The organism is Butyrivibrio sp. YAB3001 (genome assembly GCF_900112195.1).
Lineage (GTDB): Bacteria > Bacillota > Clostridia > Lachnospirales > Lachnospiraceae > Butyrivibrio.
Window position 1 is genome coordinate 183,988 of sequence record NZ_FOKR01000003.1, and the last position, 13,166, is coordinate 197,153.

The following is a 13,166-nucleotide window of genomic DNA, read 5'->3' on the forward strand; positions in this document are numbered from 1 at the left end:
GAACAATGTTATGGAAACACTAAGAAATTATCTTGAAACAATGTTTGCTAATCTGCCAAATTCCTTGGAAGTAAACAATGCGAAACAGGAATTATGGACAATGATGGAGGATAAATACAACGAACTCATCTCTGAAGGCAAAACTGAGAATGAAGCTGTGGGGACAATCATCTCAGAGTTTGGAAATCTTGATGAGATTGCAGATGCTATAGGAATTAAGAACGTAATCGAAAACTATGAAACTCCTGATATCAGAATGATTTCTCTTCAGGAAGCCAAGGATTTTGTTTTTGATTCAGCACACAGAACTTTCATGGTTGCGCTTGCAGTATTTTTCTTTATCATAAGCCCTGTAGGGCCAATCCTTGGCAGTGAATTCAATGCCAATATGACACTTTTTAACACCTTTGGAAATCTCTTAGAAGCAATCGGCGTTATATTCATGTTCTTTGCAGCAGCCATCGGTGTCGGAATCATAATAGTTTCTTCACTTCAGATGAAGGAATGGGACTACATCAAAAGAACTGCTTGCGGTATCGACTATTCAACAGCTGAATATCTTGCACAGGAGAAGAAAAACAACGAATCCGAAAAGTCAATCATGGTAGCAATTGGAATCATTCTCTGCATCGCCAGCATTATTCCTGTAACTTTTTTCGGAATTCTCAATATCAGCCAGTTATTGACAGACGCAATTGGCCCTTCTCTTCTTTTCATAATAGCTGCTTTTGGTGTAATGCTCATAATTAACGCCGGTGGAAAAGACAAAGCCTATGATTGTCTATTAAACTTAAATAGTGAAAAAACCATTTCCGGCAACTATGAGAGCACAAAGAAAGCTGTAAAAAGATACAAAAACAACACCAAAGGTTACATTTCAAAAAATTATTGGCAGGCAGTTACATGCATATATCTTATCTGGAGCTTTTTAACCTTTGACTGGTACAAAACATGGATCATTTTCCCAATAGCATCATTTCTTAGAGGATTCATCACAAAGAATCATTCAAAGGAGGAAATCAAATGAAAAATACACCTATGACACTCTTGGTGATCATAACTATTGCTGCAATAGTAATCGGTCTTTTTATACATGTAATTGATTTTGGAGGAAGCGGTAATTCAATTAATAAAAGTGAAAGCTACTCCGGTGTCAAAAAAATTGTAGTAAGCGCAAATCTTTTTGATCTGACATTTACAGACACAAGCTCAGATAAAATCGAAGTTTGTTATGAAGGACTTGAAAAGCTTGCTCCTGAATTTAACTTCTCAAACAGTGATAACACACTTCAGATCAAGCAGGATACAAAAAATACAAAAATCAAAAAAATAAAAGATTTAAAAGGGAAAGCAAAACTTACTATCAAAGTTCCTCAGGGCACTTCATTTGAAGATATAGACATTGCTCTTGACCTTGGCAATATAAAAGCCGACTCTTTATCTGCAAAAGATATCGAAATAGAAGCTGATCTTGGCAACATTGAGATTGACGAATTAACTTCAAATAGCACTCAGATAAACGCTGACCTCGGTAATGTTGAAATCAAAAAAGCTACATTTGATGTCATGGATATAGATGCTGACCTGGGAAATGTTGACCTTGAAACCATAAAAAAAGTATCTGACTATTCTATTGAGATAAACACAGACCTTGGCAAGAACCAGATTGATGGAAAGAGCGTTGCTTCAGAATACGAAAGCAAAGGTACTGAGGGAACTATCAAAATTGACTGCTCTCTTGGAAATGTAAATCTCTATACAAAGTAAATATGTAAATATGTAAAAAATGCCCTGCAACAGTTAACTGTCGCAGGGCATTTTATTTCACACTAATCACTTAGCCTGTTTCAACTTTTTGGAATCGTGATGAACTATAAGCGGCTGACTTGTTCCCTCTACAGAAGCATCAGTTATAACACACTCACTGATGGTGTCATCAGATGGAATCTCATACATTACATCCATCATGGTCTTCTCCATAATAGAACGAAGTCCACGGGCACCAGTCTCTCTCTCATATGCCATCTGAGCAATCTTATGAACAGCCTCTTCCTCGAATGTAAGCTTTACATCATCAAAATCAAAGAGCTTCTGATACTGCTTAACAAGGGCATTCTTGGGCTCTGTAAGTATTCTCATAAGTGCTTCTTTGGACAATCCTTCCAAAGTTACTGTAATCGGCACACGTCCAACAAATTCAGGAATAAGTCCAAACTTTACCAAATCCTGAGGTGTTACCTCTTTGAGGACCTCACCGATCTCTCTCTCAGACTTATCTGCAATCTCAGCGTTAAATCCGATAGAATTGCGATCAAGTCTTGCCTCAACAATCTTATCAAGACCATCAAATGCGCCACCGCAAATGAAGAGAATATTGCTTGTATCAATCTGAATAAGTTCCTGATGTGGATGCTTTCTTCCGCCCTGAGGTGGAACACTTGCTATAGTGCCTTCCACAATCTTAAGAAGCGCCTGCTGTACACCCTCACCTGAAACATCTCTTGTGATAGACACATTCTCGCTCTTCTTGGTAATCTTATCAATTTCATCAATATAAACTATACCGTACTGAGCTCTCTCTATATCATAATCAGCGTTCTGGATAAGTTTAAGAAGAATGTTCTCAACATCTTCACCAACGTAACCAGCCTCAGTAAGTGTTGTTGCATCTGCAATAGCAAATGGAACATTGATGATCTTGGCAAGTGTCTGCGCAAGATATGTCTTACCTGAACCTGTTGGTCCGATCATGATAATGTTGCTCTTTTGAAGTTCAACATCATTTTTATCATCATTCTTAGGAGCAAGCACTCTCTTGTAATGATTATAAACAGAAACTGCCAAAACCTTCTTGGCTTCATCCTGTCCGATTACATACTCATCAAGGAAATTCCTGATCTCAACCGGCTTAAGAAGATTGATCTGCTGAGTCTGAGCAGAAACCTCATCCTCATCTTCAAACTCTTCCTCGATAATATCTGCGCAGATATCAACACATTCATCGCAGATATATACCCCTGCAGGTCCTGCTATTAACTTTTTTACCTGATCCTGTGTCTTATTACAAAAAGAGCACCTGATCTCTCCGGAATTCTTTCCTGCCATTTTTACTCCTTTTAATTACTTCTTATCTTCTTTTTCTGAAGGACGATTCTCGATGATAGAATCAATAAGTCCATAATCAAGTGCTTCCTGAGCTGAGAGCCAGTTATCTCTCTCTGTATCAGCTGCAACCTGTTCATATGTCTTGCCGCAGTTCTCAGCAAGCATTCTGTTCATCTTCTCTTTAGTCTTAAGGATATGCTTAGCAGCAATCTCAATCTCAGTAGCCTGACCCTGTGTTCCGCCAAGTGGCTGATGTATCATAACTTCTGCATTAGGAAGAGCCATTCTCTTGCCCTTTGCACCGCCAGCAAGAAGGAATGCTCCCATACTTGCTGCCATACCGATGCAGATAGTGCTGACATCACACTTGATATAGTGCATAGTGTCGTAAATAGCCATTCCGGAAGAAATCTCTCCTCCAGGGCTGTTAATATACATATGAATATCCTTATTAGGATCCTCAGCTTCAAGGAACAACAACTGTGCTACAACAGTGCTGGCAGAAGCTGCGTTAACCTCTTCACCAAGAAATACTATTCTTTCCTTTAACAGTCTGGAGTAAATATCATAAGATCTCTCTCCACGGCTTGTCTGTTCAATGACATAAGGTATTAAACTCATTCTAAACTTCCTTTCTGGATTTTATATAAACTGCTATTTGAAACGGTCTCTCAAAACAGCAGTTCTTATCTCTAAATAATCCCATACTATTTTATTATACTTCTGTTTAGCTTTTTTTTAAAGCATTTTACACTCATCCCAAAATCATACCTTAGATTTAGATTTTATACAATGCATTTTATAATTTTTTTATTTTCCATACACACACCGGAGAACGTTTTATAAAAAGAAAGCATTATTTTCTTATGCAAGAAAAAAGGGAACTGTGAATAAATAATCCACAATTCCCTTAAAGAAATCTAAAAAAGTTTTACCAAAAATTCTTTGCATTAAAAAGAATTAAGCTTCTTCCTCAGTCTTCTTCTTTCTTGTTGTTCTCTTTGGCTTCTCTTCTGTCTCAGCTTCTTCGTCAGCTGCCTTCTTTGTTGTCTTCTTAGCAGTTGTCTTCTTAGCTGCCTTCTTAGCGCTTTCCTTAACGTTCTCTACAAGGAAATCAGCTGCCTTCTGAACAGCAAGGTCGCTGCGCATTGTCTTAAGCTCAGCTTCGCCCATAAGGCTCTTAAGCTTATCAAGCTCCATCTTGTACTGCTCAGCCATCTTCTTGAGCTCTTCTTCGAAGTCTTCATCGCTAACTGTGATGTTCTCTTCCTTAGCAACAGCCTCAAGAACAAGTCTTGCCTGAATTCTCTCGATAGCCTGTGGCTTAACCTGCTCAAGCATCTTGTCTACAGTGTTACCTGTGTACTGAAGATACTGATCAATGTTCATACCCTGCATCTGAAGTCTCTGAGCAAACTCATTTACGATCTGTCTCTGCTGAGTTTCAACCATAGCCTCAGGAAGTTCCATCTCAGCATCTTCGATAACAGCCTTAACTACGAGATCTTCTCTCTTAGCCTTCTCTTCGTTTGTCTTTCTCTCTGTAAGCTTCTTCTTAACATCTTCCTTGTACTCTGCAAGTGTATCAAAATCAGATACATCGCTAGCAAACTCATCGTTAAGTTCAGGAAGCTCTTTAGCCTTGATAGCCTTAACAGTGCACTTAAATGTAGCTGCCTTGCCAGCAAGATCTTCTGCCTGATATTCTTCAGGGAAAGTTACATTAACTTCGCCTTCCTTGCCAATTTCAAATCCAACAAGCTGCTCTTCGAATCCAGGAATGAATGCGCCTGAGCCGATTGTAAGAGGATAATCTGTTCCCTTACCACCTTCGAATGCAACTCCGTCAACAAAACCTTCGAAGTCAAGAGTTACGATGTCACCATTTGCAACTGCTCTGTCTGTAACTTCTACAGTTCTTGCATTTGTGTTTCTCTGCTTGTCAATCTCAGCATCAACATCTTCATCTGTTACTTCGATGTCCATCTTAGGAACTTCTACTCCCTTATATTTGCCAAGCTTAACCGGTGGCTTAAGAGCAACTTCTGCAGTAAAGATGAAATCCTTACCAGCTTCAATCTGCTCAACTTCAATCTTAGGTGAAGATACAACTTCTTCTCCGCACTCTTCAACAGCCTTAGGATATTCGTTATCGATCAGCTCATTAGCTGCATCTTCAAAGAATACTCCCTTACCATACATCTGCTCGATCATCTTACGAGGAGCCTTACCCTTACGGAATCCAGGAATCTGGATCTTGCCCTTGTTCTTCTGATAAGCATTCTGAATAGCCTTCTCAAGCTCTTCTGCTGATACTGTGATTTTAAGCTTAGCCATGCTCTTCTCAAGCTTTTCAACTGTTACGCTCATGTTAATCTTGTTTCCTCCTAAACATTATTTATCAAAGCCTTAGCTTATTTTTCTCATACTTTTCATAAAGAAATGTATGCAATTAGCCCGTTTTAGGCACAGTCGATTGCCATTATACCATATCAACATACAATAATCCACATTTTTTTTCGAATAATTCTGCGTTTTCACACTTCTCATACGTGCAAAATAATGCAATTATCTTTTCATAATAATTTAATATTCGGTATTACGTCTATTTCCAAGCATATATGATACAATTTAATTACCGTCATAACCAATAAATCCGTGATTTTAGGAGGACAACTATGAGCGAAAAAGATTCCAAAACGAAATCCGCGTCAACAATCAAAGCAAAAGACAGCATAAAGACCAAACTGATCGTTGTTATGCTGCTTGTCACTGCCATTCCACTTATCGTTTCGACAGCAACAAGTTACTTTACATCTACACATAAAGCTAAAGAAGATGCCATCACTGCCATGACATGGGAGACTAGCTACCTTGAATCCGAATGGCAAAAGGTTATTGATAATAACCTGAACACCATTCAGGCTGTAGCTCTTGCCCCATCAACAGTAAGATACATGGAAAACCGCGAGAATCAAACATACATCGATGAAGAATTAAAATACCTTGAGTCAGTCGACAATATGCTGGCAGACGATTCCCTTACAGTTCTCACAGGTCCTGATGGAATGCAGGTTCTTAGAACTTCGGGAAAACTGGTTGATGTATCAAAAAGAGATTATTTTAAGAACTCCATGGCAGGTAAAACTGATATTTCTGACGTTATCACATCAGCTGCAACCGGACTTCGTCAGGTTACATTCTCCGCGCCTATCCGTGGAAGTGATGGTTCAGTCATCGGTATTGTTCAGAGAAACTACACCCTTGATGACTTCCACAAGATACTTGCAAGAGACAGCGACGACGCATTTATTGTTGACAAAACAGGACTTATCGCAGCTCATGCTCAGTATGAGATAACACCGGACAATGAAGAATCAAGAAGTTCTTCTCAGTTTATGACATCAGGCTTAAGTCAGGGCAATTATGAAACAGATACCGGAAAAGGTTATCGTGCATACATGAACTATAAAAAGAACGAAGAGTCACAGTGGATAATTGTTTCCGCAACAGGCACTAATGAGGTTAATGCAGCTTCACGAGCAACAGCCCTTATCGTAATTGTAATTGGAATAATCATGCTTGTAATTGCAGCAGCTATTTCCTTTAGAATGGCGCTCTCATTCACCGATCCTGTTAAAGATGTGAATGATTCACTGGCTCTTTTAGCAGACGGTCGTTTCTCCAAGATAGACGGATATACAGATAGAAAAGATGAATTTGGTCAGATTGTAAATAACACTAATGAAGTTATTTCAAAGCTGGATAACATTGTTGCCAACATTAAAGAATCCGCTACAACAGTAAGCCTTTCCTCAGAAGAATTGTCAGATATGGCTAACCAGATTTCCCAGACCGCAGAGGATGTATCAAATGCCGTACAGGAAATCGCATCCGGAGCTACGCAGCAGGCTGATGAGATTCAGAGTGCTTCTGAGAACGTTGGCAAAATCGGTGATGCTGTTGCAGATGTTCAGAACTCAACCGGAAATCTTTCAACCATAGCTCAGAAGATGAAGGAAGCATCAGAAATTTCCAGTAACTCCCTTGCATCCCTTCAGAATTCTTCTACTGAGATGACCGCAAAGATTGACGACATTTCAGAAACCATCTCTGCTACTCAGAATGCCGTTACAAATATAAGTGAAAAGGTTGAAGGAATCACCTCCATCGCCACACAGACTAACCTCCTTTCACTTAATGCAAGTATTGAGGCCGCTAGAGCCGGCGAAGCAGGAAAAGGATTTGCAGTTGTTGCTGAAGAGATTGGCAAACTTGCCGATGATTCCAAGCAGATGGCTGATGATATCAGAAAAGAAATGGCTATTCTTCTTGATCAGAGTAAGGCCGCAGTTACTGCCGCAGCTGATGTAAAACAGGGAAATATGGATCAGCAGCTTGCCCTTGGTGAAACGCTCGAAGCCGTAAACGGTATGCTTGAAGATATTGGAAATACAGTCGGCGGCGTTAAGCTCATTTCCGAAGGTGCAGACACTTGTGATAGTTCCAAGAATGCGGTTGTAGACACCATGAGCGCACTTTCCGCTATTTCAGAAGAGAATGCTGCTTCCTCAGAAGAAACCGGCGCATCCATGCAGGAACTTTCCGCAACTGTTACTACACTTGCAGGTTCTGCCGACAATCTTAAGAACATCGCAGAAAAGCTCAATAACGATATGTCATTCTTTAAATAATCACATATATTATTACAAGCCCGTCACACAGCTAATGTGGCGGGCTTTGTTATTGTCAAAAGACCTTCATCCATTCTATAAACTACATCTCCATACTTAAGCGTATCAAGTTCGTGGGTAACCATGATAACAGCAGTACCCTGATCTGCAATCCTTCTGAATAATTTCATTATCTCCTTTGTATTTTCACCATCAAGGTCACTTGTCGGTTCATCAGCAAGAAGGAGCGAGGGCTGATTTATAAGCGCCCTTGCGATAGCAACCCTTCTTAATTCCCCGCCGGATAATCTTGACGGATAAGCATTTTCCAAATGAAGTATCCCCACAAGGTCAAGCAGCTTTCTTGCGTGCTCTACAATTTCGCCATACCTCTTAAAAAGATAATATGGTAAAAGTACATTCTGAAGAACAGTAAAATTCTTTAACAGGCTCTTTCCCTGCATAATATAGCCGATATCCGAGTTTCTTATAAACGAAGCTTCCTTGTCCGGAAGACCTGTTATTTCTCTTTCATTTAAATATATCGAACCACTCGTAGGTTCTAAAAGCCCTGCCACCATGTTAAGGAAAGTACTTTTTCCACTCCCAGAGCGTCCTATTATGCTAATGAATTCTCCCTTAGCTACTTCAAGGTTTAAATCCCTGACAGCAATAACTTCACTGCTGCCCTGGGTAAATTTCTTTTCCAGCCCATTTATCTTAAGAAGCATTTATTCTCCCTCCCTCATTGTCAGATAGGTTTCAGCTTTACTTATCTTAACTGCCGATAATGCAGCAGATAAAGGCCCTATCAAGGTTGATACCAAAAGATCAATAAAAAGAATCCACAATATTTTCCAAAATGATGGCAAAAGATATGGCATTCCAAGCCTGTCACCTATGTAAACATTAAACGGAAAGATTATCAGCATAGCGATAACAGCTCCAATAACTCCGCCTGCAGCACTTATAACTACAGATTCCGATAATATGATTCCCGCCAGTTTTTTTCTGGTAGCTCCAAGAGTTCTTAAAATTGCAAATTCTTTCTTCCTCTCATTCGCCATAAGAGAAAATACAAGAAAAAGAGTAACCACTGAAGTTATCAGAAACAAAGAAGCAAATATCAGCATGAACGAAGCAATGCTCTTCATGTTGGCTGCCGTACCGGTTATCATATTCTGAGACTCGATTATTTTTACGCCGCCAAGTTCCTTTCGTATCGCTCTTATCAGTTTTTTCCTGTCATAGTTTTCATCAGCCCTTACAAGTATTGTTGAAATAGAATTTTCTGGGTCTGCATCCTCAAGAAATCTCTGGCCCTTATCAATCGCATCAAGGTACATACTGTTTATAGTATCCATTGTGGCATATACAGCCTGATCAAGTCCTGTTCCCGTGGCATCAAGCTTTGCCGCAACCTTATATTCAGTACCAAAAAGCTTTATATTTTCCCCGGATTCTACATTTATTTCATTTCCAATAATGACGGCTCCTTTTGTCAGGTCACCGTCATAAACCTTGCTTATCCAAGGCTGTACAGAGAAGTCAGTAGAAGGGTCAAAACCAATAAGCTGCACTCTGGCATCGCAGCACTCCGCATCAAGCGATGTAAGGAAAAACTGCGAAGAACTAAGTTCCACTCCTTCAATCCCTGCAACTTTCTGCTCCAGCGACTTCCCAAAATAAAAGCAGCTGGGTTCTCCTTTTAGCAAAACCGCTTCAAAGTCCCCTTCATTTTCAACAGGAACTATCATAATATCTGCTCCAAGCCTGTCCTTCATGTTGCGAAGACCGTTATTAAGACTTTGAGAAAGCACCGCTCCCGTAAAGAGAACAGCTGACAAAAGTGCCATCAGAATAACCAGCCCCAAAACTCTGGCAAAGCTGTTTTTAATATTCAAAAGAACTATTTGTGGTATCCCCATGCGACTGTTTTGCATAAGAAATCTGCTCCTTTTTAACACCTGTCAAAAGATATGCTACATTAGCAATTCCAAATACGATACCAATTGCTCCAAGTACCAAGAGTGCCGGCTTTGTCAGGGCATTGCACTGCATGTGCTCACCTCCGCATACGCCGATAAGCTTAGTTGGAATAAATACTGTAGCCACAAGAGCTGCTATTATTCCAAAATGAAGTCCAATACGGATCTGGCTGGATGCAAAGAAAAGAATGAGTACAGCTAAAAAAGCTATCACAAATCCTATGCCAAGCTCTGCCTGCGCTGTCCAGTGGCATTTCATAAACTTTCCATTCTCCATTGGGCCGCACACCGCAAAGATTGTCTGTGGACCAATAGCGATAAGTAACCCCAAAATGATAAAAATTACCCCTGATGCAATACGATTTTTCATTGTGTCTCCTCCTTGTGATTCTTATGATGTCCTTTTAATTTGCCATATTAATGCGATTTACTTCGTTACAAGTAGTTCTCGCAATTCAAAATCATTCCTTTGCTGTCAAAAACTGCTGTGGATCCTTAGGCGCTTCGATTTCTGTGATATCAAGTCCATCAGGCACGCCTGGCAAAAACAGATAACTGCTCTCAGCAAGTGCGTCCTTGTCAGTATCTTCTTTTAACAGGCCAATGTCCTTGGCATCATCAAAATTACGATAAACCGCTTCTTTCAAAGAAGTTAATGAAGTCGGATATGCATAGGTCTTAAGAAGATCTGTATTGACATTCACATCACCAACTGTATACCCCTGTGCCGCCTGAATCTGAGCAGAAAGCTCAGGATTATTGGAAATCCATACAGATGCTTTTTGGATTGCAATTACAAGTTTTGCAAGTGTTGCCGGCTTTCTTTCAATTGAAACATTACTTGCAAAGAGCACGCAGCAGTTCTCATCCTTAAGTCTCTCATCAGTGGAAGTATCAAAGATAATCTTTGTTCCTTCCTCTCTTCCCATTATGGCAGCCTTATAATCTCCAAGTCCTATAGCATCTACCGCCCCATTCATAAGAGCCTGCTGGATGGAATCTTTATCATAAACGATGAACTCTACATCATCACCTGAAAATCCTTCATAATTAAGAGCGCGCAGCGCAGCAATGTGCTGAGAACTTGAAAGCGCTGTTACTCCGATTTTCTTTCCCACAAGGTTCTTAACAGAATTAATACCACTATCTCCCTTTGTAACTATCGTTACACAACCTGTATGAAGACCGGATATAGCTTTAGCCTCAAGTCCATTGTCAAGGGGCTGCAACATTCCGGAAATAAGTCCGATAGCAACATCAGCCTGATCTGTTGATAAAAGAACTGCTCCCGTCTCTCCACCTGTTTCCACAAATTCATAATCAACGCCTTCAACCAGTCCTTCCTGCTCGTAAAAGCCAAGAAGATATGCGACCTGAGTCTGAACCTGACAGGTTCCTTCAAATGTACTGATTATCCTTATAGGCTCACCAACTCCTGATTCCTTGGCAAATTCAGCTTCAAGATCATAGTCTTCTCCTGCTGCCAGTGCTTCATCAAGGGCGCTGGTTCCTTCACTTACCGCTTCACTTGCGCTTCCCTGCTCATCACTGCTTCCACAGCCTGTAAGTGCGCTCAGTGCCAAAACACCTGTAAGTAACACAGCCACAATTCTTTTTTTCATAATTTCCTCCTTCCGAACCATACTCATTAAATGTTGTACTCAATCTCCACTGCCTTACCTGTGTAATCAAGAATCTGTAATATCTTTGATCTTAAATTCAAAAAGTCAACACTGTCTCGCTTTCGCCCTAAGGTCTCGTTTCGCCCAATCTCAACATCAACGATTGACTCTATCTTTGCAGGCCTTGGAGTCATGACAAAAATTCTGTCACTTAGATAAACTGCCTCATCCACATCATGTGTCACCATGATCATGGTGGTTCCTCTCTCCTTCCAGATGCGCAAAAGTTCATCCTGCATATTCATTCTTGTAAATGCATCAAGCGCACCAAACGGCTCATCCAAAAGAAGTACTTTGGGGTGATTCACAAGTGCTCTGGCAAGTCCTGCTCTCTGCGCCATACCACCTGATAAATGATGGGGAAGAGATTTTTCAAAGCCCTCAAGCTTAACAAGTTTAATGAACTCTGAAACCTCTTCCTTCTTTTCTTTATAGATTCCACGTGTCTTTAGTCCAAATGCCACATTTTCATATATGTTCAGCCACGGAAAGAGCGTGGGATCCTGGAAAACCAGACCTCTCTCATATCCGGGCTTTTTTATTTCCTCATCATCAAGGAAAAGAGCTCCCTGTGTCGGCTGAATAAGTCCGGCTACAAGCCTTAAGAATGTAGACTTCCCACAGCCCGATGGGCCTATCAGGCAGATGAATTCACCCGGCCTGATATCCACATTTACATTTTCAAGAGCAATAACGCTTTCTCCATTTGGGTCTATAAATTCTTTTCGTACGTTTTTTGCCGATATAGCACCGGTCTGTTTAGTCTCTACCACTTCACAACGCCCTCCTGCCATGATAATAATCTGTCTCTTACCTTGAACTGAATTGTAACCAGGATATAGCAGAAGATAGCAACCACGATAAGTCCCGCATAAACATTTGGATATGAGAGCATGGTCTTTTGCCAGTTTACATACCAGCCAAGTCCTGATTTACAGCCGATCATCTCAGCAGCCATAAGCGCTACAAAGGAAGAACAGGTCGCATTGAAAAATCCAAGAAAAATTGAAGGTGCTGCCGCAGGAACTGCAATCTTGAAAAGATTCTGCAGATTGCTTGCTCCGAGCGTTGATGAAACCTCAAAATAAGCTTTTTTCACACTTTGGATTCCCGAGCAGGTAAGGATAGTTATCTGGAACCATACGCCAAAGGCTATAAGAAATACTGCTGCCCCCTGCGCTGATGGGAATACCACAAGTGCAAGCGGTGTCCAGGTTGACGAAGGGATAGGCCCCAGAATTCGGATAAGCGGGTAAATCCAATAGTTTGCATTTTTACTCCAGCCAACCGCTATTCCGCATGCCATACCAAGAATAAAGCCTATCGTTATGCCCTTTATCAGTAGCAGAAATGAACTCCTGATACACTCAAGCAAAAGAGTTTTATCCTCAAAAAAGACATTGAATATTCTTGCTATGCTGGGAAAATACAGCTGTGGAAGCAGAAGAAATTTAGATGTCACAAGATCAAGTAATGTCAGAAAAATAAATACTCCACCTATAAAAAAGCCGCGATAGGAATATCTTTCTCTTAATTTTTCATTAAACAGGGATACCAGTGCCAGCAAAACAGTAACCACAAGTGCTATTATCAGAAAGTATCTGTAATGGGGCAGATCCGCATATTTTAGTTTTTTATTATTGGGAACTATGATATTAACTATAAGTGCAATCAGTACCCCTATGATCGGCGGTACTGTTTTAGCTTTAAAATTCATG

The 13,166-nt window shown here is 40.4% G+C and carries 12 protein-coding genes; 3 read left to right on the top strand and 9 right to left on the bottom strand.

What is annotated here, in order from left to right:
• Positions 1 to 10: 10 nt before the first annotated feature.
• Together BM086_RS04265 and BM086_RS04270 are read left to right on the top strand one after the other, a co-directional pair.
• Positions 11 to 1,027, top strand: coding sequence for a permease prefix domain 1-containing protein (locus BM086_RS04265; RefSeq protein ID WP_092323960.1), 1,017 nt, complete (start codon positions 11 to 13; stop codon positions 1,025 to 1,027).
• Positions 1,024 to 1,767: a DUF4097 family beta strand repeat-containing protein gene (locus BM086_RS04270; RefSeq protein ID WP_092323963.1), complete on the top strand. Its 744-nt coding sequence runs from the start codon at positions 1,024 to 1,026 to the stop codon at positions 1,765 to 1,767. The genes BM086_RS04265 and BM086_RS04270 overlap by 4 nt, the downstream gene beginning before the upstream one ends.
• Positions 1,768 to 1,833: 66 nt before the next feature.
• Here the strand turns inward: BM086_RS04270 and clpX are convergent, their stop codons facing one another.
• The 3 genes from clpX to tig all read right to left on the bottom strand — a co-directional run bounded on the left by clpX (position 1,834) and on the right by tig (position 5,475).
• Positions 1,834 to 3,105 (bottom strand): ATP-dependent Clp protease ATP-binding subunit ClpX, encoded by a 1,272-nt coding sequence (clpX, locus tag BM086_RS04275; protein ID WP_092323966.1) that lies wholly within the window; start codon positions 3,103 to 3,105, stop codon positions 1,834 to 1,836.
• Positions 3,106 to 3,120: 15 nt separating this feature from the next.
• Entirely contained in the window at positions 3,121 to 3,726 is a 606-nt protein-coding gene (gene clpP / locus BM086_RS04280) for an ATP-dependent Clp endopeptidase proteolytic subunit ClpP (protein WP_092323969.1), read from the bottom strand.
• 339 nt (positions 3,727 to 4,065) lie between these two features.
• Entirely contained in the window at positions 4,066 to 5,475 is a 1,410-nt protein-coding gene (gene tig, locus BM086_RS04285; RefSeq protein WP_092323972.1) for a trigger factor, read from the bottom strand.
• A 308-nt stretch (positions 5,476 to 5,783) separates the two neighbouring features.
• On the opposite strand from tig, the gene BM086_RS04290 reads away from it, so the two are divergent.
• Positions 5,784 to 7,799, top strand: coding sequence for a methyl-accepting chemotaxis protein (locus tag BM086_RS04290; RefSeq protein ID WP_092323975.1), 2,016 nt, complete (start codon positions 5,784 to 5,786; stop codon positions 7,797 to 7,799).
• A 23-nt stretch (positions 7,800 to 7,822) separates the two neighbouring features.
• Here BM086_RS04290 and BM086_RS04295 read toward each other — a convergent pair whose 3' ends face one another.
• The 6 genes from BM086_RS04295 to BM086_RS04320 form a co-directional block, all read right to left on the bottom strand.
• Positions 7,823 to 8,509 carry an ABC transporter ATP-binding protein gene (locus BM086_RS04295; protein WP_092323978.1) on the bottom strand — a complete coding sequence of 229 codons (687 nt, stop codon included), beginning with the start codon at positions 8,507 to 8,509 and terminating at the stop codon, positions 7,823 to 7,825.
• The gene (locus BM086_RS04300; protein ID WP_092323980.1) at positions 8,510 to 9,721 is read right to left on the bottom strand and encodes an ABC transporter permease; all 1,212 of its coding nucleotides are present in this window, start codon (positions 9,719 to 9,721) and stop codon (positions 8,510 to 8,512) included. It lies immediately after the preceding gene.
• Positions 9,672 to 10,136 carry a DUF4418 family protein gene (locus tag BM086_RS04305; RefSeq protein WP_092323982.1) on the bottom strand — a complete coding sequence of 155 codons (465 nt, stop codon included), beginning with the start codon at positions 10,134 to 10,136 and terminating at the stop codon, positions 9,672 to 9,674. The genes BM086_RS04300 and BM086_RS04305 overlap by 50 nt, the downstream gene beginning before the upstream one ends.
• Positions 10,137 to 10,227: 91 nt before the next feature.
• Positions 10,228 to 11,388, bottom strand: coding sequence for an ABC transporter substrate-binding protein (locus BM086_RS04310; protein WP_175560101.1), 1,161 nt, complete (start codon positions 11,386 to 11,388; stop codon positions 10,228 to 10,230).
• 26 nt (positions 11,389 to 11,414) lie between these two features.
• Complete coding sequence (locus BM086_RS04315; RefSeq protein WP_242952122.1) at positions 11,415 to 12,221, bottom strand: ABC transporter ATP-binding protein; 807 nt, start codon at positions 12,219 to 12,221, stop codon at positions 11,415 to 11,417.
• On the bottom strand, positions 12,215 to 13,165 hold the full coding sequence (locus tag BM086_RS04320; protein ID WP_092323991.1) for an ABC transporter permease: 951 nt from the start codon (positions 13,163 to 13,165) through the stop codon (positions 12,215 to 12,217). Before BM086_RS04320 ends, BM086_RS04315 begins: the two co-directional genes overlap by 7 nt.
• Position 13,166 lies beyond the last annotated feature (1 nt).

Coding starts and splice junctions, on each gene's coding strand:
- BM086_RS04265 (WP_092323960.1), top strand. CDS start 11: ATGGAAACACTAAGAAATTATCTTGAAACAATGTTTGCTAATCTGCCA.
- BM086_RS04270 (WP_092323963.1), top strand. CDS start 1,024: ATGAAAAATACACCTATGACACTCTTGGTGATCATAACTATTGCTGCA.
- clpX (WP_092323966.1), bottom strand. CDS start 3,105: ATGGCAGGAAAGAATTCCGGAGAGATCAGGTGCTCTTTTTGTAATAAG.
- clpP (WP_092323969.1), bottom strand. CDS start 3,726: ATGAGTTTAATACCTTATGTCATTGAACAGACAAGCCGTGGAGAGAGA.
- tig (WP_092323972.1), bottom strand. CDS start 5,475: ATGAGCGTAACAGTTGAAAAGCTTGAGAAGAGCATGGCTAAGCTTAAA.
- BM086_RS04290 (WP_092323975.1), top strand. CDS start 5,784: ATGAGCGAAAAAGATTCCAAAACGAAATCCGCGTCAACAATCAAAGCA.
- BM086_RS04295 (WP_092323978.1), bottom strand. CDS start 8,509: ATGCTTCTTAAGATAAATGGGCTGGAAAAGAAATTTACCCAGGGCAGC.
- BM086_RS04300 (WP_092323980.1), bottom strand. CDS start 9,721: ATGCAAAACAGTCGCATGGGGATACCACAAATAGTTCTTTTGAATATT.
- BM086_RS04305 (WP_092323982.1), bottom strand. CDS start 10,136: ATGAAAAATCGTATTGCATCAGGGGTAATTTTTATCATTTTGGGGTTA.
- BM086_RS04310 (WP_175560101.1), bottom strand. CDS start 11,388: ATGAAAAAAAGAATTGTGGCTGTGTTACTTACAGGTGTTTTGGCACTG.
- BM086_RS04320 (WP_092323991.1), bottom strand. CDS start 13,165: ATGAATTTTAAAGCTAAAACAGTACCGCCGATCATAGGGGTACTGATT.